Raw genomic sequence first — 22921 nt, forward strand, 5'->3', positions numbered from 1 at the left:
AGACGCCCTGAGGTAAGGATCGCCGCGATGGCCGTTAATGTCTTCGACAGCTTCTTGAAAGAGTTCGAGCAACCGATCACGGCATTTGTGTCGACCTCGGTTTCGAATCTTACCTCCTACATCGATGGCCCGCTGCGCACCGCCGTGATGCTCTACGTTATCCTCTACGGTTTTGCTGTGATGCGTGGAGCGATTTCCGAGCCAATCATGGAATTCGCCTGGCGAGCGATGCGGATCGTGGTCGTGGTGCTGCTGGCGACGAATTCCAGCGCGTTTCAGCAATACGTCACGAGCCTATTCTTTGACTCTTTGCCGAATGAGATCGGCAATGCATTGGCGGGCTCTGGACTGAATACCACTTCCGGCGCTCCGTTCGATCAGCTTCTGTCCAAAGGGATTGACGTTGCCAACAAGATCTACGACCAGGCTGGCCTGACCAACATCGCGCCCGCACTGATTGCGGCCATTCTACTGGTCTTTGTGGCCGTCGGATCGTTCCTGCAATTCGCCATTCTGCTCTACGCCAAAGTGGGTCTTGGCGTCGTGATCGCGCTCGGCCCAGTCTTCATTGCGCTGGGGCTCTTTGAGGCGACCCGCCCGTTCACAGAGGCCTGGCTACGGCAGGTCGCCAATTTCGTGATCCTGCTGGTCCTGGTTGTCGCGATGGTCGGGTTGATGCTGTCAACTGTCAGCGGCTTCATCGACAGGTTTGGAGCCAACGCAGGAACGGCGGGCGAGACGGTGGTCGCCGCGGTCGCCATCAGTGCGGTGTTAGGTCTGTCCGGGTACATCGCGCTTCAATTGCCGACCATCGCAGGCGGTCTCGCCGGAGGTGGGGCGTCGCTCGCAAGCCGGCTGGTCACAAACCCACTGATAGCCAATGCCACGGCCGCGGCAGGAGGGGCCTACGCTGGCGCCCGCTGGTCGGCCAGCCGGGGTCTCGCCGCGGTTCGAGCGAGCCGGCAGGGCGGCAGCATCCGGCGCGTCCAATCCCAGGGGACCTCGACAACATAAGCGAAAGATCGCCGGGATCAGGCGACCATAAAGACAAGGGCATCAGAACGATGTGGCGTCGACTATTCATTATTTTCTTCATCGCATGGCAACTTGGCGGCTGCGCGAACTGGTCAAAGGGGCCACCGTCCTGTGATGGCTTCGCCCGGCGGCCACTTAATCGCTCACTATGGGATTGGGAGTCTGGTGCGCCGCCGGCGACAGCGGAGCCACCAGCTTCGCCATCCGCACCCATCATCCGGAAGGGCGAGGGCGACTCGTCCGCACCGTCGACCCATCTCGCCGCGTCCGGCGGCTGGGCCAACATTGCGGCCTCGTATCGCGCTTGCGGCAAGGAGGCGTGAGATGGTCGGAGATGATGACCTGAAGAGCTATTTCGAGAATGCGCGGCGGTGGGAACAGGATCTGCTTCTGTCGGCTCATCGCTCGAGGCGAATAGCTTGGTTTGTTGCCGCGGGCGCCTCTGCCTTGGCAGTCGCCTCGGTCGGTGCAGTCGCTGCTTTGGCACCGCTGAAAACCGTCGAGCCGTTTGTCATTCGGGTCGACAATGCCACCGGTATTGTGGACACGATCTCCGCCCTCAATTCGACGCCAGCGCGCTACGACGAAGTTGTGACCAAGTATTTCCTTGGTCGCTACGTTCGCGCGCGTGAAGGCTACAGCTACCCCGAAGCCGAAACCAATTTCCGCACGATTTCGTTGCTTTCGGGGCAGGGCGAACAGGCCCGCTTCGCAGCCTGGTACCGCGGCTCCAATCCCGAAAGCCCGCAAGTCGTTCAGGGCCGTTTCGGGGTCGCGACGGTGCGGATCAAGGCGATCTCACTCCTGGCCGACAATGTCGCTTCTGTGCGGTTCATGAAAGAGACGCGCAAGGGCGAGGAGACTCGTGTGACCCATTGGGTCTCGACCCTGACCTTCTCTTACGCCAACGCACCGATGTCATCCGCCGACCGACTGATCAATCCGCTCGGCTTTCTGGTTTCGGAATATCGCGCCGATCCGGAGGTCGTGCCATGAGACATGTCGCAATTCTGATCACCTTAGCCCTCGGATTTGCCGCACCCGCGCTCGCGCTGCAGCAGCCTACGCCGGGTCAACACGATGCGCGCGTGCGCACCGTCACCTATGACCCGGCCAATGTGGTCCGCCTCAATGGCGTCATTCGCGCCTCAACCCAGGTCGTGTTTGCCGATGACGAGGAAATCGCGCATGTCGCGATTGGTGACGCCATAGCATGGGAAGTTGCACCTGCGGGCTCGATCCTGTTCCTCAAGCCGCGCGAAAAACACCCGCCGACCAATCTGCAGGTCGTCACCACCCGGCCCGACGGGCGTAAGCGCTCTTATCAGTTCGAGTTGTCGATCGCCGAGACTACGCTTGCCGATAGCTACTTCGTCGTCCGCTTCGCCTATCCCGGCGACGAGATCGAGCGCCGGCGCATTGAGGCGGCCGCCCGGGGCGCCGAGCGGGAAGGCGCGCTGATCGATCAGACGTTTGACCTGCATCATGCTTACGGCGCCCGCAACTGGCGTTTTTCCGCCCAGGGCTCGATCGACCTCGAACCCGAAGCCGTCTTCGATGACGGTAAGGAGACCACGTTCCGCTTCGCGGGCAATCGCGAGATCCCGGCGATCTACCTGATCAACTCGGATGGCTCTGAAAGTCTGGTGCCCAAGGACGTCCGCGGCGAACTCGTGGTGGTCCACGCCACAGCCCGTGAGTTTCGACTGCGCAAGGGCGACATCGTGCTCTGCATCTTCAACGAAGCGTTCGATGCTATCGGCATCAATCCCGGCACCAACACCACGAGCCCGTCGGTCGAGCGGCGGGCGAAGAGGCCATCTCCAACCCTCAAGGCACGATAGGCGAGTGCAACATGACCGAGCTTGATAATGAGACAGTCGCCGGCGAACGGGGAATTACCCCGGTCGGGGGAGGGGACAATGGTCGAGCAGCCATGCTCAAGCGCGGCTTCGGCGCGCTCGCGCTGACCGCATTCGCCTTTCTGATCATCTGGGGGACCTGGAAAAGCGACAAGCCGGTCGGCGAGTCCGCCCGCAAGCTCATGATCCGCCAAGCAGCCGCCTTCGAGCCCGCCGCGGAGCCACCTGCCGCACCCATCACCACCGCGTCCATTCCGGTCGCACCCATTGCTGCCACGCCTGCGGCCGCCGTGCCGGCCGCGGACCAGATGCTCGAAAGTGCACGGCGCGCGCCGGTGCTAGCCTATAACCGGCCGGTCGCATCGGGGCGTCCGCCCCATAGTGGCCCGACCGGAAGCGTCCCCATCGATCCCTATGATTTTGGGCGGGCCGAGCCACGCAACGAGCTGGCGGACAAGCTGAAACCCACGGCAATCGAAGGCGTGCGCGCCGCCCGCCTTCCCAATCGCAATCTCCTCGTCACCCAGGGCACGTCGATCCCTTGCGTGCTGGAGACCGCGATGTCCTCGGATGTGGCAGGCTTCGTCTCCTGCGTCGTACTGCGCGATGTGATGTCGGATTCCGGCAACGTGGTGCTGATGGAAAAGGGCACGCAAGTGGTCGGGGAATATCGGGGCAATGTCCGGCGGGGCACCAAAAGGATGTTTGTGCTTTGGGCTCGCGCCAAGACGCCGACGGGAGTCATCGTGGCGCTGGCCTCGCCTGCCACGGATGCGCTCGGCCGGGCCGGCTTCGATGGCGAGATCGACACGCATTTCTGGGAGCGCTTCGGGTCGGCGCTGTTGTTGTCGATCGTTGGCGATGCCTCCTCCATCGGGCGCCAGCAACTGCAAGATGGCTCTATCCAGATCAACAACACCGCTGGTGCGACAAACACTGCCGCCGGCATCGCCGTCGAGCAGTCAATCAACATCCCGCCGACGCTGAACAAGAATCAGGGTGAGCTCGTGAATATCTTTGTCGCGCGCGATCTCGATTTCTCCTCGGTCTACCAACTGAAGCGGATCGAGAGCCGGACCCAGATTCTCGACCGCACCCTCCCCGGAGACATTGTGGGCCCGGCTGTGGTGACGAAATGAGCGCAGGCGCATCGGTCAATCACGATGGCGGACGGTTGGTGCTGGCGCGCTATCTTGAGCCGCTGGCGCCGTACCTCTCCGACAACGCCCTCACCGAAATCGTCATCAACCGTCCAGGCGAGGTTTTCGTGGAGGGGCCTGACGGTTGGTCCCGGCATGAAGTCGCAGCCCTCACGCACACCTATCTCTCGCATCTTGCAACCGCAGCCGCCAGTCACACGCGCCAGGACATAGGGCCGGAATACCCGGTGGTCTCGACCAGCCTGATCGGTGAGGAGCGCTGTCAAATCGTCGTGCCCCCAGCGGTGCCTGCTGGCACGATCAGCTTCACAATCCGCAAGCCCTCGACACGGACTATGAACCTGGACGCTCTTGAGCGGATAAAGCTGTTCGATGAAGTCCGCTCAGCCAGTCACGAGCTGGACGCCGACGAGCATCGATTGCTCGCGCTGAAAGAGGCCGGCCAATGGCGCGAGTTCCTCGAGTTTGCGGTAGTCACCCGCCGCAATATCCTGATCTCGGGAGCCACGGGCTCCGGCAAGACCACTCTATCCAAGGCGCTGATTGCGGCGATCCCGTCCCATGAACGGCTCATCACCATCGAGGATACGGTCGAGCTTGCAATCCCACATCAGAACTCGGTCCGGCTGCTCTATGCCAAGGACGGGCAGGGCGTGGCCAAGATCGGCCCCCGCGAGCTCCTTGAATCATCCCTGCGCATGCGGCCCGACCGCATCTTGCTGCAGGAGTTACGCGACGGCACCGCCTTCTTCTATCTCAGGAATGTGAACTCAGGGCACCCAGGATCGATCACGACGGTCCACGCGGACAGCGCCCGCCTGGCCTTCGAACAGATGACATTACTGGTCAAGGAGAGTGCCGAGGGACGTGACCTCCATCGCGACGATATTCGTTCGCTGTTGCTGCATCTCGTCGACATCGTGGTCCAGATGCAGAAGCGTAACGGTCGCTACCGCATTTCGGAAATCTACTATGACCCCGTTCGCAAACGCGACTACGCCCGTTAAGACCGCCCTCGGCACCGCGCTTGCGTTCGGCGGCGGCGCAGTCTTCCTGCTGGTCGCCTCGAACGTTCTGCTGCTCGGGCTCAGGCTCCACGATGGCGGCTTTCACTGGCTGGAGATCGCCACAGGCTGGCCGCGCTATGGCGCCGACGCACGCTTCGACCGCTGGCTGACCCTGTCGACGCTGGCTGGTTTGATTGTGGTCTTTGGCCTGCTCGGCGCCATCCTCCGGCACCGTCCGCTTCCCCTTCACGGCAAGGCCCGTTTCGCCACCGAGCGCGAGATCAAGGCCGCCGGCCTGCGGTCCAAGGACGGACTGCTGCTCGGCCGCAAGGATGGAAAAATGCTCTGCTTCGGCGGATCGGAACATGTCCTCCTCTATGCCCCAACCCGGGCCGGGAAGGGCGTCGGCTATGTCATACCGAACTTGCTCAATTGGCCGGATTCGGTTGTTGCGCTGGATGTGAAGAAGGAAAACTGGGATCGCTCGGCCGGATTTCGGGCCGCGCACGGGCAGGAGGTCCATTTGTTCGATCCGCTCGACGAGAACGGTCGTACTGCGCGTTACAATCCGCTGGGGTATGTGCGTAGCGATCCTGCCGACCTCTACGACGATCTGCAACGCATCTCGGTCATGCTGTTTCCGGCCGAGAGCCGCGGGGATCCGTTCTGGTTCGAGGCGGCGCGTACAACGTTTGTGGCTATCGGCGGCTATATTGCGGAAACCCCGGGCTTGCCGTTGACGATCGGCGAGATCCTGCGCCAGCTGTCAGCGACCCAGGATCTCAAAGCCCACTTCGAAAAGATCATCGCAGATCGCAAGGCGGGGCCTTCCCCACTGTCGCGGCACTGCATCACGGCCCTGAACGATTTCCTCGCCGCCTCCGAGAACACCCTGAATTCCGTACGCAAGACTGTAACGGCGCGGCTCGGCCTTTGGCTGAATCCCCGTATCGATGCCGCAACCTCGACCAATGATTTTGACCTGCGGAAGCTACGCCAAGAGCCAATGTCGATCTATCTCGGGGTCACGCCAGATAATCTCGACCGAATGGCGCCGCTTCTGAACCTTTTCTTTCAGCAGGTGGTTGATGTCAACACCCGCGAAGTTCCGGAGCAAAATTCGAAGCTCACGCGCAAGGTGCTGCTGTTGCTCGACGAATTTCCGGCGCTGGGCAACGTCAATGTGCTGGCAAAATCGGTCGCCTTCATCGCCGGATACGGTATCCGCCTTCTCACGGTGGTCCAGAGCCCGGCGCAGTTGCGCGCGATCTACGGGATCGATGCCGCGCGCAATTTCATGACCAACCACGCCGTGGAGGTGGTGTTTGCGCCGAAGGAGCAGGACGTGGCGAATGAGCTCTCCGAGCGCATCGGATATGAGACGGTGAACGCGCGCAGCCGTAGCGGACCAAAGGGGCTGGCGATGCGCGCGATCAGCGAGACGATTTCGGAGCATCGTCGCGCCCTGATGCTGCCTCAAGAGCTCAAGCTCCTACCGAAATCCAAGGCATTCATCCTCGGCACGGGCCTTCCACCCATCATCGCCGATAAGATCATCTACTACGAGGACAAGTCTTTTCTGGAGCGATTGCTGCCGGCGCCTCTCCCCCAAATGCCCAAAGGGCGTTCCAATGCATTGCTCGACGCCGAAATCAAGGAGCTGCGCTCCGAGATTGCCGAGCTGCGCGCGGTATTCCGGGCTCGGCCCATGACCGACGAGGAGGTGGCCGATCCCTCCACCATTCCTGCCGGTGCGAGTTTCGATTTCGGGGACGTGGATATCGATCTCCAAGGCCTTTCCGAAGACGACATGAAGGTGTGGGTCCTGAACTATATCGACGCGCAGGCCATCCCGCCGGCGCGACGGCCCGGCCGCAAGCCGAACGAGCAGCAGCATGAACGACACACGTGATGATAGCCACGAGTTCATCCCCGAACGGCAACGTCGCGACGCGGACACTACCAACACAGACAAGAGGGACGACGAGTCCGAAAGCAAGACAGCCGCGGACAAGTCTTCCTCTGCGGAACCTCTGGACAAGGCTCTTCCGGATCGCATCCGCCGCAAATATTACGTGGCCCTCAGTGAATTCGAAAAGGATGGATCCGCTCGCGAAGCGCGGCTCTATGCTGATGAGCGGAAAGAGTACCTCGCCTTCAAAGCCACTGACGATCGCCTGGTCACCCGCATAGCTGCGGCCGAGGTGATCCGGGACATGGTCAGCGTGGCACAACATCGCCAGTGGGAGGAAATTCACGTCCGTGGTTCCGTCGAGTTTCGACGCGAGGCTTGGCTCGAGGCTGGCGCGCGCGGGATGAATGTGAAGGGCTATCAACCAACCGAGCTTGACGGCCAGGCGCTCGCTGACCGACGAGCCGCATGGGATCGCGCCCACGCTCGGACCAACGATGTAGAGACCCGCTCGGCCTCCGACAAGTCAATACAGAGGGATAGGCTCGATTACGACAAGGGCATTTCCGGACGTCTGATGGAGGTCGGTATTGGCCCCTACCGCAACCGCACCGACGCGGAGCCGTCAACCTATGTAGCCATCGACCTGGACGATGGCCGGCGACATCAGGTGTGGGGAGTCGGAGTCGTAACGGACGTCGCAGATAGTGGCGCCAGGCCTGGCGACCACATCTCTCTGCGCAGGGATGGCGTCGAACCCCTCATCAGGGCGATCAAGTTTAAAGACGTCGCCACAGGAATCGGTGGCATTGAACGGGGCCAGATGTGGCGCAACAGGTGGAGTGTGACGGTCGAGGCACGCCGTGGGGACCGACCGGCGGCCGCGCATGACTCCGACCTGCTCGCGGCCCAATCCCAAATTGTCGTCATCAACAAACTTGTCGAACGCGCTCTGCCGAACGACGAGTATGCTCGCCAGAACATTATGGCTTTCGCCAAGGAGCGCATCGCCCAACATCTTGAGAAGGGGCATTCGTTCTCGCGGGCGAAAATTCTAAACTCAGTTCACGAGCGCGCCCAAGTGGCAATCGACAACGACCAGGCGCGTCGTGAAAGCCGAGTAAGAACGAAGGATCAAGAGCGCTGATGCTACGCTTCCCGTTTTGGGGATCTGCGCCAACATTAGGTTGATGTTTTTATCGCCTGCTCGTCTTAGGTTCCGGCGCGGAGCGGCAACTATGCCACCTTCGGATTGAAGCAGCTGACTCTTAATCAGCGGGTCCCAGGTTCGAGCCCTGGTGCGCCCACCAAGTTTTTCAGATACTTAGCGAAAACTTAAAGAAGCGTCATTGGCGCTTCTCTGTTTTCGGGGCCACACTTGGGGCCACTTCCGAGCAATTCTTCGTGAACCGAGCACCCGGCTGTGACGCCGGTGACATTTGTGGGCCTTAGCCCTCGATGCCACCTGGCCGGCGATCACTATTTCGGACGGGATCAGGTCCGATTGGTTGCCGAGGACGGCTGGTACGCGTGGCCAGACCGTCAACGGTGAACGTCCCTGGGATGGATTGGAGGGCACCCAAGGTAGGCGGCCCCTGATCTGAGATGCGCGTACTTATGGCAGTCCGGCGCCGAACAGCTTAAGCCTGCCTCGTTTGCACCGCGGGTTCGAACTCTCTCGCTCCGCCTGGGGCTGTGGGCCGGTCGAGCGCACCTCACGACTGGAGCGGTCCACAGCCCCCCAGCGACGTTACGCTTGTTGAGGTGGTGTGAGCTCGCGATTGATCGCCCAAATGAATGCGGATAGCTCTCGGGCAATCGCCGTGACAATTACAGTTCGCCCCTTGCCCTTCCGCTCGAGTGAGCGGAAGCGCCCGCATAGTCTGGTTTGCGCTTTCCACGCAATCGCGCGTCTCGGTGCGGCCTCCACCTTTGGCCGCTTATCTCGGCTCACGCGCGGCGGATATCGATAACTCCAGGCCGCCTCCGACGTCGCGCCCGCCCATTACCGGCCTTGGAGATGCTGCCTCGTTTGACCCTGTCACCAGTCGAGCTTCCTGTGGGCACCAGACCCAGATAGCCCATCACTCGCGCGGATTTTGAAAGCGGGAGAGATCACCGATCTCAGCCAGCACCCCACAGCTGCAATAAGATCAATCCCCCGCATCGCCTGCAGAGCCGCGACAACCTCGGCGAGCGACCACTCGGGTATTACCTCGCGGATGGCATCTTCCAAACGTTCCATTCGTTCACTTTCCTGGCGTATCCCCTCCAGTAACTCTTCGAATACGATGCGCTGCTCGCGATGCTCGAGTTTCTGCGATGTCAGCCATCTCATATGGGCTGGTCCCCACGTCGTCTTGCCCGGATAGATGCGTCCTAGCCGCAGCATCAATGACGAGATCTGTTGGCGCTTGCCCTGGACGGAAGCGCCTGGGGCTTTTGACCCTGAGCTGACGTTGTTCGCTCTGCCAATTGCATATGCTAAATTGCAGCCGCGCTAACTCTAATGTTCGGGGAAGGCATGCGACGTCGCGAGTTCATTGCATTTTTGAGCACCGCGGCAGTCGCATGGCCGCTGACAGTTCGAGGGCAACAGCCATCGTTGCCGATGATTGGCGTGCTGAGCAGCGGACCAGCCAAATTGCGCGAGGATCAGTCGGACGGTCTGCGGCGTGGGTTGAAGGAGACTGGCTTCCTGGAAGGCGAGAACTTGAACGTCGTGTACCGTGGGGCGGACGGTCATTATGACCGCTTGCCGGCACTGGCTGCGGAGCTTATTAGCCAGTCCGTCGCGGTCATTGCTACTGCCGGCGGTCCAGTGGCGGCCTTTGCGGCGAAATCGGCAACCAAAACCATCCCGATTGTATTCGCCGCGGTCGCCGACCCGGTAAAAAGCGGCTTGGTTGCAAGTCTCAATCGCCCCGGAGGGAACGTCACCGGGAACGCAGGATTGACCATAGAACTCGACGCCAAGCGGCTTGAGCTGCTGAGCGAGCTTGTCCCGAAGCCGCGGGTCCTCGGCGCGCTGGTAAACGCCAATCGACCGGGGGTCGAAGCCGAAGAGGAAGATTTGCTTGAAGCGGCAAAAAACCTCGGCCGCGAACTCGTGGTTCTTCGCACGGCTGACGGCCCGTCGATTGAAGCGGCTTTCGACACGTTAGCCAAACGCAACATTGCCGGGTTTTTAGTGGGTGCGGATGCGCTGTTCAATGATCACCGTCAGCAGGTCGTCTCGCTCGCAGCGCGCTACGCAATGGCAGGTGTCTATCCATGGCGCGAATATGTGACCGCAGGGGGTCTTATGAGTTACGGTGCAAACCTGCTGGAAGGGTATCGGTTGTCGGGGCTGTATGTCGGTCGCATCCTAAAGGGAGAAAAGCCAGCCGATCTGCCGGTCATTCAACCCGAAACGTTTGACCTTGCGATCAACCTTAGAACGGCGAAGATGGTTGGTTTTGACATTCCGCCCGCAGTAATCGCCCGCGCTAACGAGGTGATCGAATAGCGCTATTTTGCTGCGACGCATAAGTCCGGAGGCCCTGAGCGGAACTCACATTGACCGCCACGACGGCGGTGAGGCTTTCTGACCCCACGCGATCGGACTGCTATAATCTGGTGGTGGCCTGTCGTGGAGGACCAATGAGACGCCGCGATCTCATCGCATTTGTCGGTGCGGCTAGTATACTTGCATTCGCCGCCGCCGCGCAGCAGCCGAAAATGCCAACCATCGGCGTTCTTGTTGTTGGATCTCCCGCCTCGGACCGCTTTTGGCGGCTCTTTCAGCAGGATATGCGCGAGCTCGGCTACATCGAGGGGAGAAATGTTCGATATGAATTTCGATCGGACGCGGGGCAGACAAGCCAGCTTCCCTCTTTGGCTGAGGAGCTGGTGCGGCTCAAGGTGGACCTGATTGTGGCCTGGTTCACGCCGGCAGCCCTCGCCGCCAGGCAGGCAACTCATCAGATCCCGATCGTGATGGCACTAGTCGGCAATCCGGTCGAGACGGGGCTTGTCGCGAGCGTCGCCCAGCCGGGAGGCAATATAACCGGCATGGCAGCGATCGGTGCGGAACTGGCAGGCAAATTGGTTGACGTCGTCCGCGAACTGATTGCACCGCATCGCATCGCGGCGCTGGTCAATGTACCGGACCCCTTCTCAAAGCCATTTTTGCAGCGGGTCGAGAGCGCCGGGAAAGCTGCCGGGATCATGATTAATCCCGTCATGATCCACAGCAGCACCGAGCTTGATGCTGCCTTTTCGGCATTGGATCAGAAAACTCCGGATGCACTAATCGTGCAGCCCAGTTTGCCGATCCGGCGGGTCGCCGAACTGGCGGTCCGCTACCGGATTCCGGCGATGTCCTTCGTTCGCGAATTCGCAGATCAGGGCGGCCTGCTGAGCTATGGGTCCGATGAGGCCGATGCTTACCGGAAAGCCGCAACCTATGTCGATAAGATCCTGAAAGGCGCTAAGCCTGCCGACCTGCCTGTGCAGCAACCAACGAAATTCGAGCTCGTGATCAATCTGAAGACGGCGAAGGCGATCGGCCTTACCGTGCCGCAATCATTTCTCCTCCGCGCGGACGAGGTGATCGAATAGCTTTGCTTGCTGCGGCGCATGAGTCCGCAAGTGTGAAGATGCTATGGGGTGGGCGGCGAGGGTATGGGACCTTCGATGCTCTTCACAAATGAGCGACGGAGCGCCCCATGTTGGAAGCTTTCAACCCAAGCAGGTCCCTTACCGCCCTCGAAAAAGATAGCACGGTCATCGCCGTGATTGAGATGAGCCGGCGAATTCGATAGTCCCGGCCTTCAGAATGCGACGACACGGTGCTGCCCTATGTTCACCCATGGGGCGATTTAGATCGAATCTCTTCTTAAATGGGGGATTTCGAAAACTTAGATCACCGTCGCGCCCAAGAGAACCGCTTGCCTAGGTCGGCTCTGGCAGTCGAAACAGCTCGACTATGCGCAGTCTGTCCTAGCTGATCAGGCGATCATCGGTCTGAGCAGGCCAATGGCGCTTCATCAGGTCGCAATTTCCGCTAGAAAGATCGAATATCTCGCGGTGACGACATCGCCTGCAGGTAAAGAGAGTCTCGTTCGTGGCGCGGCCCCCAATGTGCGAGTGGCCCCGCAAAAGCCATCGGCCATGCTATGCACTGCGGGCACGAGACCAGAATATCGTCGGGTTTTGGCATTTCAGAACCGCTCGTCGGTGCGCATTTCATAGAGTCGAAGTGCGCCGTTTCATAGGTTCAAGCGCCCGCATTCAGCTCGGAAAGCATGCCTGCGCCGTCAGCGTCAGCGGCGAGAGATTAAGCACTTGCGGAAACTGAAATGCATAAGCGGCGCTCACCTGATTGCCGCATGTTGACGTGGAGTAGGTGAATGTCTGCGCCGGCAGATCGAGGCCGAACGCCTGCTGGGCTGCGTAACCGACAATGGCGTTGCTGCTCGGGCAAAGCGTTGGATTGACGGTTGCGCAGCGCGCCGCCATCTCCGTCCCATGTTGCAGGCCGAGCTGAGTCCAAAACAGCAGCCCGAACTCAATAATTCCGAATAAGAACAGGAAAAAGACCGGGGCGGTCAGAGCAAATTCCAGCGCCGAAGCCGCTCGAGTGTCTCGCCATATTGTCGTGAACGTCACTGCAGCCTCGCGGTGGATTGAGCGCTGTAGGTATAGGTGGCGGCGACAATCTGATAATTGATCAGCGTAGAGTACGTCGCCTGCGCCGAGACCGTCGTATATGTTCCAGCCTGCGCGCCGCCCGCGCAAACCGTACCGCAGCTCACACTGCTGACTCCTCCCCTTGTTGGGCAGCCGCAAAACAGGAGGGGCGCAGGTGAAGCAGTGATGGCTGCGGAGTTCGTTGCGCTCGTTACCGCGCTGGAAATTCCGCTCGTATCAAAGCCGCGCGCAATGGCATATTGGGCTCCCGCTTGCGCCGCATTCTCAACCTGCATCTTGCGGTAGACCGCGAGCCCAATATCAGTCACCGAGACAACCATCAGAGACAATAACGGGATCATCACGCCGAATTCGATGGCAGCCGCGCCACTTGTATCGCCGACAGCAGCGCGCACGTACCGACGCAAGACGGAAGGTAATCGACCTCGGCTCTGGGATAATGACATTTGGATTTGCATCGGAACCACCTTCATTCGACCAGTTGCGCGGTCTGCGAACCGATCGTTGCAGTACCGAGGGCGGAACAATTGACCTGAAGATTCGACGTGCCGGTGAACGTCAGCGTATCGGCGATGATCTTGGTGCAGGAGGTACTCGTGCCGTTACCGCCACTGAAGCTAAGATTGGCCTTCGGCAGGTAGATGGCGCCGCCGAAGTTTTGGGTGCCGCCGCCGGTTAGATTAAAGGCAGTTCCTGCAGGCATTTTGCGGTCGCCATACATGACGATTCCCTTGGTGGAGCCGGTGGTCGGCGCCGTCAAGTCGATGATCGCGTTGCTGCCGATCGAGGCCGTGCCCCAGTTGCTGCCCGACCCCGTAAACACCAGAGTCACGCCCGTGCCGGTAATCGTTGCGTTACCCGCGACGCTTAAATTAGCACCGTCCAGGTAATAGATGCCCGGGCTTAGGTTTAGAGTGGCTCCGGCATTGACAGTGATGCTGCCGCTGTAGCAGCCAGGGCTGAGGGAGTTGGTCTTCCCATTGGCGTTGATCGTGTACTTCTTGTTGTCGCAGCTCGGCTCCGCGGGGGGAACTACGTCTGCATAGGGATCGGGCAGCGCCCGCATGTGGCTCCGGATGCCGTGGGTCGCGGTGATGTTGCTCGCGCCGGAGACATCGCCAACCACTCCGACCTGATTGGCAGCAACGGAGGCGCTGCCGGCAACGTTGAGGGACGGGCTCGCGCCGGAGTTGCTGTAGAGGTTGCACTTGATCAGATTGAGTTGATTGCCTCCGCTCACGTTCACAGCCGGGCTCGCGCTCGAATTGAGCGCGAGTACGCAACCTGTCCCGGAATTGGGTAGGGCGACCGCACGCGCGGTGATTAGCACAGGATCTGAGCCGAACAGCGACGATAGCAGCCGCTGTTGCGGCTGGCTCACCACGACTTCCACTGCCTGTGTGTTCGAGGTATACGTGCCCGTCTTCGGCGGTTGGTTGACCACGACGGTGACGTTGTTCACAGCATTCGCGTAACCATAGTTCGCTGTAACGGCATTGGCTTCGGAGGTCAGGTCGCCGCTCGCAGTTGCGGCTGTTGCCGCACTCACCGCGCCTGAGTCCGCGGCACTCTGCATATTCTTATGCTTGTAGTACCACCATCCAACCTCAGTGCCGAGGCCGGCTGTGCCAACCAAGACAGGCATCAATAGCGCAGACAGAATTACGTAGCTACCGGACTGGTCTCGAACGAACTGCTGAAACAAACTGGTCTGGTGGAGGCGCGGACTCGCTCCGCTGTGCGAGCGGCGTTGTGAAACATTGTAGGAGCGGCTCCAGATAGTCCTGAGGCTCATGTATCCTCTCCGGGTACTTGCCACTTTTTCCTGGAAGAGGTTGATGCAGACCGATTTAAAGGCGCCTCAATCGAGCTAAGACAATTTTAGCGAATTCGGACACGTGAGAGCGGCCCTGTGGCAGCTTCCATATTGCGCTCACCTCCGTGAAAATCGGGACCGCGACGGTGGTCGTCCCCAGAAGCCCCTACTGACCGAAAGCTTCGTCTGCTGTGGGTCTAAGAGGCGTTGAGAAGAAGAGTCCTTCTAGCAGAGGCGGCCTTACTCGTCGAAAGCTACGCCGATCTGACCGTCCTTTCGCCAAACAATATGGCAGCGCCTAGAAGTGCCATCCGAGGTTATCGCGAGCACGAAGCTGTCAGGAAACCAAAGCGGGCCCCGCGCTTGGATACGAGCACCCGTCGCGGAGATATCGCGCACAATGCAATCAACGGCCGATGAGCCGAATACGATTTGGCCGGCCTTGAGAATGCGACGGCGTTGGGAGGATCGGTCCCGCATCTCTAGAAGCTCCCACTGAGTTCCAAAAACTGGATTAGGCTCTTTCCGGCCTTGTTCTTGACCTTTACGAGCGGCCTCTGACTGCGGTGGCCCGACCTCCCCGTACGACACGAAAGCGAGGGGCTACCAGCTTGTCGGGCGGGACGCGAATGGGCGTGAACTTAGTGTCAGTCCGCTGGGCGCGTTTGCAGTTGGGGCAGACGAAAAGGTGAGCGATGACGCTTTCCTGGTCGTCTCGCACCAGCTCTGAGCGAAACCATTTCATCGTAATCCGACAATTCGGGCATTCCGGCGCTTCGAGGTGCGCCAACGCCTTCTTTAGCCGATCCATGCCTGCCTCCTATGTTCAGCAAGCAGTATCAAAGTAGCCGGGAGCGCAGTGTATCAAATGATACACAACGCGAGCTCAGAGGCCGAATGATTCTAGTGTCTAAGAGGCTGCAACGGCGGCCCGCTGAACTTTTTGCTTCGCGGTCACTACTTCGGCGTGCGGATTTCCCGGAAGGTTTGCTCCGCTACGGCGAGGGCAGACGCGGAGCATCGGCCCGGCCATACTGCGTGTTCAGCTTCAAGGGACTGGCTCTAATTGACCGCTTTGGATCAAAGCCGACCTGGGCAACTCCACGATGCTATTCCGCTCAGCTTTCGGAGGCGGACATTGCGAGGCGAGGAGCGCAAGGCATCTAAGGCCAGGATCGGAAGTCGCGAACCTCATTCGATCACCTCGTCGGCGCGCAGCACAAACGCCTCTGAGATCTTCACGCCAAGCGCTTTGGCGGTCTTGAGGTTAACAGACAGCAGCATCTTGCTCGGAAACTCCACCGGCAGGTTGCCCGGCGGCGTGCCGTGCAGAATCTTGTGGACGAAATAGGCGCTGCGGTGATAGCACCAGCGCAAATCGACGCCGTAGCTGATCAGCCCGCCGGCCGCCACGTGCTCGCGATATCCGTAGATGGTCGGCAATTTCTTTGCCACCGCCAATTCGGCGATCCGCCGGCCCAGGCTCAAGAGCAGCGTGGTCTGCAGCACGACGACGACGTCAACGTGCTGGCTTGCCAGCACCTGCATCGCGTCATCGATCTCTTCGCTCCGGTTGACGTCGGCCGCCGTGATCGTCACTTCCAGCACCTTGGCCGCAGCTTCCAACTCTTGCGCCTGGGGTGGTGCCTTGGGATCCCGCATGTTTGTAAGCAGTCCGACCCGTTGCGCCCCTGGCGCAACCTCGCGCACGAGCTCCATCTGTTTGGCAGGCAATCCCGCCACGTAGGGTTCTATTCCGGTAACGTTGCCGCCCGGCCGCGCCTCGCTCACAACCAGGCCGAGATGCACGGCGTCGGCCAGCGCAGGGCAGACAATTGGGATTACCGACGTCGCCTTCCGGGCCGGGACTGCGGTGCTGACGGCGGCGGCTAGGATAATGTCTGGCTTGAGCCGAACGATCTCCGCTGCAAGTGCTGGCACTCGGTCCAAAACGCCCTCGGCAGAGCGATACGCCATGTCGAAGTCACGGCCTTCAACGTAACCGAGCTCTCGCATGCCGTCCAAAAAACTGGCGACGAACGGTCGGGCAACCTCAGTTGTACCCCCGGACAGCCATGCGACGAGCGGCCGTTTCTCGGGGGAAGCCCGCGCCGCAAGCGGCCAGACAAGCGCACCACCAAGCAGGACGAAATCGCGCCGTCTCATCGAGCGCCCTCCCTGGCCTGAGCTGAAAGGGCGGATTGTACGCGAACTCTCGCATGTGCGCCATGCCATTTCGAATCACGGATGAGGCTAAGCGCGCCCGACGTGGATAGCCGCTGTGGGTCCAACGCTTCCCGCGGCAGCTCCAAGACGATATTCCGCTCAGCTTTCGGGAGCGGACAATGCGTGGGCAAAAGGGCGCCATAGCACAAAGTCGCTGCGCTCCAGCCCGCTGCGCGGGAGCAAGAGCCGAGAGGCCGGTAGCCAGTTGAGACGATAGTGGTAGCACTGGAGAGCCCCGTCCTGAGAATCGAGGTGTTGCAACCCTCACTCAGGAAGGAGCTCTCCATGAGCGATACCAACACAGTCAGTCCGCTGCGTCAGCGTATGATCGAAGACATGGCTGCGCGCAAGCTCAACCCGCACACTCAGCGTGGCCACATTTACAGTTGCAAGCGGTTCGCCGCCTGGCTCAAACGCTCGCCCGATACGGCGACGGCCGACGAGGTGCGCCGATTTCAGCTGCACCTGATCGAGAGCGGGATGAGCATCTGCAACCGCAATCGGATCATGACCGGGGTGCGGTTCTTGTTCCGCGTCACGCTACGTCGTCACGATCTGGCGAGGTCTGGCACCTCAAGGAGCCCGAGAGGCTGCCGCCGGTGCTGAGCCCCGAGGAGGTCAAGCGCGTCCTGACCATGGCGACGAGCCTGAAGGCGCGGGCGATGCTGACCCTGGCCTATGGTTGCGGATTGCGCGCCGGCGAGGTGGTGCGGCTGCGGGCGGGCGACATCGACAGCGAGCAAAAGATCATCCGCATTGTGCAGTCGAAGGGCCGCAAGGACCGGCACGTGATGCTGCCGCCAGCGGTCCTGAAGCTGTTGCGGCAATGGTGGAAGGCGGGGCCGACCGCGTCCAACAACGGCGTCGCGCCCGAACAGCGCTGGCTGTTTCCCGGTCGCAGTCAACGTCAGCCACTGACCACGCGTCAGTTCAGCCGGTTGTTCAAGGAGGCCGCCAAAGCCGCGGGGCTGCGCAAGAGGGTCCCGCTGCATTCGCTTCGCCACAGCTTCGCGACCCACCTGCTCGAGCGCGGCAGGGACATTCGCGTGATCCAGGCGTTGCTCGGACATTCCAAGCTTGAGACGACAGCCCGCTACAGTCGCGTGGCGATCGGACTGATTGCCAAGATCGAGAGCCCGCTCGAGGGGCTAAGCGCGCCGCGCCGCCGCCGTGCAAAGCGAGACAATGAGGAGCCGCCAGCGCCGTAGCGCCGCCGGCCGTGGCTCGGCCCGTTCTGGAGGTCGCGGACATCCTCCGCGATCACGGCTCTGCTTGGCGTGACGCCAATCAGGGCCATGTGAGCCTCGGGCAATTGAAGGTGATGAATGCGATCGAGCGCTGTCGTACGGCAGCGCTCGGCGGCCATGTCGCACGCTGCGAGAACGCGGCCTGCGGCCATACCGAGGTCGCCTACAACTCCTGCGGCAACCGGCATTGTCCGAAGTGCCAGGGTGCGGCGTCCCGCCGATGGCTGGCCGACCGCGAAGCGGAGCTGTTGCCGGTGCCGTATTTTCACGTCGTCTACACGCTGCCCAGCGAGTTGCGTGACATCGCCTACCAGAACAAGCGCGTGATCTATAATCTGCTGATGAAGGCAGCGGCCGAGACGACGCTCGCCATCGCAAGCGATCGCAAGCGCCTCGGCGCGCGGATCGGTATCACGGCCGTGCTGCACACCTGGGGCTCGGCGCTCACCCATCATCCGCACGTGCATATGATCGTGCCGGGTGGAGGGCTCTCGCTCGATAACGCGCGATGGATCGCCGCGCGCTCCAATTTCCTCGTCCATGTCAACGTGCTGGCGCGCCTGTTCCAGGGCAAAATGCTGGCGATGCTCGTGCATGCGCACGACGTCGGCGAGCTAAAGTTCTTCAATACCCATGCCGGACTCACCGACAAGACAACGTTCAAGCGCTTCATCGCCCCGCTGCGGCGCATCAAGTGGGTGGTCTATTGCAAGGCCCCGTTCGCGGGGCCCGCGCAGGTGCTGCGTTATCTGGCCCGTTACACCCATCGTGTCGCCATCTCCAACCGCCGCCTCGTTGCAGCCGACGACGAAGCGATTGCGTTCCGCTGGAAGGACTATCGCCTCAACGGCGCCAACCGCTGGAAGACGATGCGGCTTCACCCGCACGAGTTCATCAGGCGGTTCCTGCTGCACGTGCTGCCCAAGGGCTTCCACCGCATCCGCCACTACGGGCTCTTTGCCAACGCCAACCGCGCCCAGAGCATCGCGACAGCCCGCGCACTCCTCAACGTCGCCCCGCCGGCCGCCGACCCGCGAGAGCAGCCGGATATCGCGACGGACACGCCACGTATGCTGCCGTGCCCATGCCCGCGCTGTGGCGCCCGCATGATCGTGATCGAGGTGTTCGCCCGCGGCTGCCAGCCGAGCTGGCGGCCGACACTGATCAGGATCGACACGTCATTACCAAGACCTCCTGTGAGCGTTGCTGTTGTCCTGGTCCGATGCGCTGGCTAAATGCCGGCGGCGATCTCGCTCAACCCAGCGGCATCCATCAGTGCGCACATCGCGCATTGGTGCGCTCCGAACGCCCGCCCAAAAGCCTAATGCACTCTCCTGAACTGCCCTACGTCCGGACACGCAGGTCCAATCCTGTCGCCGTCACGTCTATCATCGAGCCCGACGCCGGCATTAAATCCCCATAGCGCTCGCTGCTTAGCCGGTGCTCAACTTCCCGCGACTTCGTGCCTTGGCGCTTTTTGGACGCCGGTCAGTTCGGCGTGCGAAGCCTCTTTGTCGCCGGCGTCCAAAAACCTGCACAACAGCTGACATTAATTGGTCGGTCAGGTATGGCCTCCCAATCCACTCTTTGATCACCGACCGAACGTTCGGAAAGGTAGCGCGTTTATCGGATGGGGCGCTGCACTGGAGAAGAAGCATGCGAACCGTAACTCTCGCGATGGCTGTAGTTGCCGCAAGCGTAATTGCCTTCCAAGCGACGGCGCAACAGCAAAAGGCCGCGCCTAGTGAGCAAACCAAAAACGAGATGCACACTGATGTAGACAAAGGACTTAAGACAAACGAACCCAACGAGGAGATGCAACACGAAGCAGATAAAGGAGCCAAGACACGCAATTCAGGAGCGTCCGGATACGTTGCCGACCAAAATAAGCCGGGTGCCTCTGCGCATCCGCCGGGCCAACCGGGAAGCGAGCAGACGAGCGGTTCTGGCAGTCAGACTGGCTCTTCGAAATAAAGCGCAAAAGCGCTCTGTATTCGACGGCTCCTGGGACCTCACTTTCGTGACGCAAAGAGGACCTTGCGATGCGAGCCAAGGCTGCAACGCGTCTGGAAAACCGCGCGTAAATTCAGCGGCCCGGCTCTCGTCGCCAGATCTGTGTCTTAGTGCCCGTCGGTTTGAGTTCTTACAGTCAATGTCAGCGTGGCTGGGGTGGTGATCGCGACAGGTTGGCCTAAGGCAGGAACGCCCTCGTAGCGCCGGAGTTAAGCCGACAAAACCACCTAGGAAGGAGACAAAGTCATGGCCCGCGCAACAGCTCATCCGGATCATCACTGCATCTCGAGCGAAGACATTCAGGGAACCAAGGTGTACGGAGCAGATGGAAAGAACATCGGTGAGATTGATCACCTCATCATCGACAAAGTGTCAGGCCGAGTGGCTTATGCCGTTATGAGCTTCGGCGGATTTGTCGGTTTGGGTCACAGCCATTACCCCATTCCCTGGGGCGCTCTGACGTATGACACGTCACTACAAGGCTTCCGAACCAACATCACGGAGCAACAGCTGAGGGACGCGCCTGAGTTCAGCGATGACTCCTGGCAAGATCGAGACTGGGAAACGCGAACCCACCGCTACTATGGGACGCCCACCTACTGGGAAGGGCGAGGTGGCCTATAACGCCAAGGGCGCATCAGATTGTGAGCGCCGGCTGAACTGATCGGCCGGCCCTCTTTTTGCGGCCGGATTTGATCTGGCCGACTGACGCTGGCGTTGTTTTCTCGCGAGGTGCGGACCTTGCGGCGAGAACCTCCTGTGTTCATTGACTTGCATTGCATCAATGAAGCCAGCCGCAGCATCGGCTGTCGTCGGTATCCCGGCACAGTGCGAATCGGCAACTCGAGAGCGTGCCGGCGAACCTCCTTGATCGGCAGTTCGCCGCCGAGCGGCCGAACCAGAAGTGGATCGCCGACTTCACCTATCTCTGGACGGCCGAGGGTTGGCTCTATGTCGCAGGGGTGATCGACCTGTTCTCACGCCGGGTGGTAGGCTGGTGGATGAGCGCCGTCATGACCGCACAGCTCGTGACAGACGCGCTATTGATGGCCGCCTGGCGACGCGGCAAGCCGGACGCGCTGTTGCATCATTCCGACCAGGGCCCAATACACCAGCGAGCAGTTCCAGCGTTTGATGGCCGATCACGGCATTGTCTGCAGCATGAGCCGCTCCGGCAATGTCTGGGACAATGCGGCGATGGAGAGTTTCTTCTCGTCGCTCAAGACCGAACGGACGGCCAACAAAATTTACCGGACCAGAGACGAGGCACGAGCCGATGTGTTCGACTACATCGAAAGGTTTTACAACAAGATCCGCAGGCACTCGACCATCGGCTACCTCAGCCCGGTTGAGTTCGAGCGCAAGGTGGGATTAGCTTAACCCGGTGTCCATCAAACCGGCAGCAGCTCAACGAGTAAAGTGCGCCTCGGGGCCGTTCCTTTCGAGACACCACACCATCGGGCCCGACGCTGACAAGGAGGCGCGGCGCTTTATTGAGGAGTACCTAGAAGACCTCCGCGAGATTATCCGGAAACTCCGCGGCAAGATGAATTAAGGCCGCCTCAGGCGGCCTCTTTCATTCCGGCTCCAGTGGGCCGCCGAACCAGGCTGATCCTGCTGTGATGTGGGCTATCATCGGTAGCGCGTACGCAGGCCAGCGCTCGCTTCGACCGCCGCGCGCGGCCCTGAGCCGACAGAGGCCAGTCGCAATTCCAGGGTGCTTGCTGCTCATTATCGTTTCATGTCGGCTGCCAAGATCACCTTGCTCCACTTCTTGACTTCATCGGCGATCAGTTTTGCAAAGTCGGCGGGAGACCCGCCAAGCGCCGTGCCGCCCAGATCCGCAAGCCGCGCTTGGAGTTTCGGATCGGCGAGGCTGACGTTGACCTCTTTGTTCAGCGTTTCGATGACTTCTGCCGGCGTGTGCTTTGGAGCGCCAACGCCATACCAGGAACTTGCTTCGTAACCGGGCAAGATTTCGCCCAGAGCTGGAACGCCCGGCAATATCGACGAGCGCGCCACCGTGGTGACCCCGAGGGCGCGGAAATTGCCGGCCCTGATATATTCGATCGATGAGAGTAGCGGACCAAAATAGACCTGCGCTTCCCCGGTCAGAAGGGCAGGAAATACCTGCGCGCCTCGGTAAGGTACGTGAAAGAGATCGACGCCGGCCATCGTTTTGAACATTTCGCCAGCCAAGTGGGTCAGAGAGCCGGTCCCGGCTGACGCCATATTGACCTTGCCAGGACGGGCCTTCGCGTAGTCGATGAACTCCGCGACTGTCTTGGCGGGAACCGATGGGTGGACCTCCATAACCAGAGGCACACGAACGATGCCTGCGATCGGCGCGATATCGCGAACGAAGTCGAAATTGACGCTGAGCATGGTCGCATTTATCGGGTTATTTGCGGTAATCAACAGCAGCGTGTAGCCGTCGGGGGATGCTCGCACGACCGCCTCAGTTGCGATGGTGCCGGTAGCGCCACTGCGGTTCTCAATGACAAATGGCTGTCCAAGTCGCTCCGACAGCGATTCACCCATCAATCGCGCGACGATGTCGGGTGCACCGCCCGCGCCAAAGCCTTCAAGGAGGTGCACCTGTCGGGTCGGGTAGCTCCGCGCGCGAGCGACCCGGGACAAGGCCGGAAGCGCGGCAGCGGCCGCTGCCAGATGCAGAAATTGACGGCGCAGAACTTTCATTGCGGCCTCCCCACTGCTGGCATGTGGAGTGCTTGCGGAGCCGCACTGGGTCCGTAGACATCGGTTGAATTTCGATCCGAACTTGCCGGCGGCATGAGCGCTGCGACTAAGATAAAAGGGACTTCGGCACGTCCCGCTCGGCAGCTCGTATGAAAGCTACACCTGTTGCACGATGGGCGGAAGGCATGATTTGGGAGCCCTATTGCACCGCACGAGTTAGTATCCGGCTCCTGAGTTCGCTAAAACGTG

Annotated in this window: 19 protein-coding genes and 2 pseudogenes; 13 read left to right on the forward strand and 8 right to left on the reverse strand. The window is 60.7% G+C overall.

Going from position 1 to position 22921, the window contains the following annotated elements; translation table 11 throughout:
- The first annotated feature begins 27 nt into the window (after window positions 1-27).
- From ACRQ5Q_RS43210 to ACRQ5Q_RS43240, 7 genes are all read left to right on the forward strand, one after another.
- Window positions 28-1014: a type IV secretion system protein gene (locus ACRQ5Q_RS43210; protein ID WP_439400356.1), complete on the forward strand. Its 987-nt coding sequence runs from the start codon at window positions 28-30 to the stop codon at window positions 1012-1014.
- Between the two features lie 345 nt (window positions 1015-1359).
- Window positions 1360-2031, forward strand: a complete 672-nt coding sequence (locus ACRQ5Q_RS43215; protein ID WP_439400357.1) for a virB8 family protein — start codon at window positions 1360-1362, stop codon at window positions 2029-2031.
- Complete coding sequence (virB9, locus tag ACRQ5Q_RS43220; protein WP_439400358.1) at window positions 2028-2879, forward strand: P-type conjugative transfer protein VirB9; 852 nt, start codon at window positions 2028-2030, stop codon at window positions 2877-2879. Before ACRQ5Q_RS43215 ends, virB9 begins: the two co-directional genes overlap by 4 nt.
- 11 nt (window positions 2880-2890) lie before the next feature.
- Window positions 2891-4036 (forward strand): type IV secretion system protein VirB10, encoded by a 1146-nt coding sequence (gene virB10 / locus ACRQ5Q_RS43225; protein WP_439400359.1) that lies wholly within the window; start codon window positions 2891-2893, stop codon window positions 4034-4036.
- A complete protein-coding gene (virB11, locus tag ACRQ5Q_RS43230; protein ID WP_439400360.1) occupies window positions 4033-5064 on the forward strand; it encodes a P-type DNA transfer ATPase VirB11 in 1032 nt (343 codons plus the stop codon). The genes virB10 and virB11 overlap by 4 nt, the downstream gene beginning before the upstream one ends.
- A complete protein-coding gene (locus ACRQ5Q_RS43235) occupies window positions 5030-6976 on the forward strand; it encodes a type IV secretory system conjugative DNA transfer family protein (protein ID WP_439400361.1) in 1947 nt (648 codons plus the stop codon). The genes virB11 and ACRQ5Q_RS43235 overlap by 35 nt, the downstream gene beginning before the upstream one ends.
- Window positions 6960-8123, forward strand: a complete 1164-nt coding sequence (locus tag ACRQ5Q_RS43240) for an LPD7 domain-containing protein (RefSeq protein WP_439400362.1) — start codon at window positions 6960-6962, stop codon at window positions 8121-8123. Before ACRQ5Q_RS43235 ends, ACRQ5Q_RS43240 begins: the two co-directional genes overlap by 17 nt.
- An 803-nt stretch (window positions 8124-8926) precedes the next feature.
- Here the strand turns inward: ACRQ5Q_RS43240 and ACRQ5Q_RS43245 are convergent.
- Window positions 8927-9061 (reverse strand): transposase, encoded by a 135-nt coding sequence (locus tag ACRQ5Q_RS43245; RefSeq protein WP_439400363.1) that lies wholly within the window; start codon window positions 9059-9061, stop codon window positions 8927-8929.
- Window positions 9018-9314, reverse strand: a complete 297-nt coding sequence (locus tag ACRQ5Q_RS43250) for a hypothetical protein (RefSeq protein WP_439400543.1) — start codon at window positions 9312-9314, stop codon at window positions 9018-9020. Before ACRQ5Q_RS43250 ends, ACRQ5Q_RS43245 begins: the two co-directional genes overlap by 44 nt.
- 186 nt (window positions 9315-9500) lie before the next feature.
- Between ACRQ5Q_RS43250 and ACRQ5Q_RS43255 the strand changes: the two genes are divergently transcribed.
- Together ACRQ5Q_RS43255 and ACRQ5Q_RS43260 are read left to right on the forward strand one after the other, a co-directional pair.
- Window positions 9501-10484, forward strand: coding sequence for an ABC transporter substrate-binding protein (locus tag ACRQ5Q_RS43255; RefSeq protein WP_439400364.1), 984 nt, complete (start codon window positions 9501-9503; stop codon window positions 10482-10484).
- 134 nt (window positions 10485-10618) lie between these two features.
- Window positions 10619-11578, forward strand: a complete 960-nt coding sequence (locus ACRQ5Q_RS43260) for an ABC transporter substrate-binding protein (protein WP_439400365.1) — start codon at window positions 10619-10621, stop codon at window positions 11576-11578.
- 672 nt (window positions 11579-12250) lie between these two features.
- Here ACRQ5Q_RS43260 and ACRQ5Q_RS43265 read toward each other — a convergent pair.
- The 5 genes from ACRQ5Q_RS43265 to ACRQ5Q_RS43285 all read right to left on the reverse strand — a co-directional run bounded on the left by ACRQ5Q_RS43265 (window position 12251) and on the right by ACRQ5Q_RS43285 (window position 16652).
- Window positions 12251-12628, reverse strand: a complete 378-nt coding sequence (locus tag ACRQ5Q_RS43265) for a TadE/TadG family type IV pilus assembly protein (RefSeq protein ID WP_439400366.1) — start codon at window positions 12626-12628, stop codon at window positions 12251-12253.
- Window positions 12625-13143, reverse strand: a complete 519-nt coding sequence (locus ACRQ5Q_RS43270; RefSeq protein ID WP_439400367.1) for a TadE/TadG family type IV pilus assembly protein — start codon at window positions 13141-13143, stop codon at window positions 12625-12627. Before ACRQ5Q_RS43270 ends, ACRQ5Q_RS43265 begins: the two co-directional genes overlap by 4 nt.
- Entirely contained in the window at window positions 13140-14465 is a 1326-nt protein-coding gene (locus ACRQ5Q_RS43275) for a TadE/TadG family type IV pilus assembly protein (RefSeq protein WP_439400368.1), read from the reverse strand. Before ACRQ5Q_RS43275 ends, ACRQ5Q_RS43270 begins: the two co-directional genes overlap by 4 nt.
- A 261-nt stretch (window positions 14466-14726) precedes the next feature.
- Window positions 14727-14966 (reverse strand): PilZ domain-containing protein, encoded by a 240-nt coding sequence (locus ACRQ5Q_RS43280; RefSeq protein ID WP_439400369.1) that lies wholly within the window; start codon window positions 14964-14966, stop codon window positions 14727-14729.
- Window positions 14967-15677: 711 nt separating this feature from the next.
- Window positions 15678-16652 carry an ABC transporter substrate-binding protein gene (locus ACRQ5Q_RS43285; protein ID WP_439400370.1) on the reverse strand — a complete coding sequence of 325 codons (975 nt, stop codon included), beginning with the start codon at window positions 16650-16652 and terminating at the stop codon, window positions 15678-15680.
- Between the two features lie 345 nt (window positions 16653-16997).
- Here ACRQ5Q_RS43285 and ACRQ5Q_RS43290 point away from each other — a divergent pair.
- The 4 genes and pseudogenes from ACRQ5Q_RS43290 to ACRQ5Q_RS43305 all read left to right on the forward strand — a co-directional run.
- Window positions 16998-17920, forward strand: a pseudogene (locus ACRQ5Q_RS43290) (tyrosine-type recombinase/integrase).
- Window positions 17921-17931: 11 nt separating this feature from the next.
- Window positions 17932-19194 (forward strand): IS91 family transposase, encoded by a 1263-nt coding sequence (locus ACRQ5Q_RS43295; RefSeq protein WP_439400371.1) that lies wholly within the window; start codon window positions 17932-17934, stop codon window positions 19192-19194.
- A 1024-nt stretch (window positions 19195-20218) separates the two neighbouring features.
- Window positions 20219-20596 (forward strand): PRC-barrel domain-containing protein, encoded by a 378-nt coding sequence (locus tag ACRQ5Q_RS43300; RefSeq protein ID WP_439400372.1) that lies wholly within the window; start codon window positions 20219-20221, stop codon window positions 20594-20596.
- Between the two features lie 230 nt (window positions 20597-20826).
- A pseudogene (locus ACRQ5Q_RS43305) lies at window positions 20827-21352 on the forward strand (IS3 family transposase); the annotation flags it as partial.
- Window positions 21353-21703: 351 nt separating this feature from the next.
- Here ACRQ5Q_RS43305 and ACRQ5Q_RS43310 read toward each other — a convergent pair.
- On the reverse strand, window positions 21704-22672 hold the full coding sequence (locus ACRQ5Q_RS43310; RefSeq protein ID WP_439400373.1) for a tripartite tricarboxylate transporter substrate binding protein: 969 nt from the start codon (window positions 22670-22672) through the stop codon (window positions 21704-21706).
- Between the last annotated feature and the right edge of the window lie 249 nt (window positions 22673-22921).

The sequence above is a fragment of the Bradyrhizobium sp. PMVTL-01 genome, assembly GCF_051861855.1.
Taxonomy (GTDB): domain Bacteria; phylum Pseudomonadota; class Alphaproteobacteria; order Rhizobiales; family Xanthobacteraceae; genus Bradyrhizobium.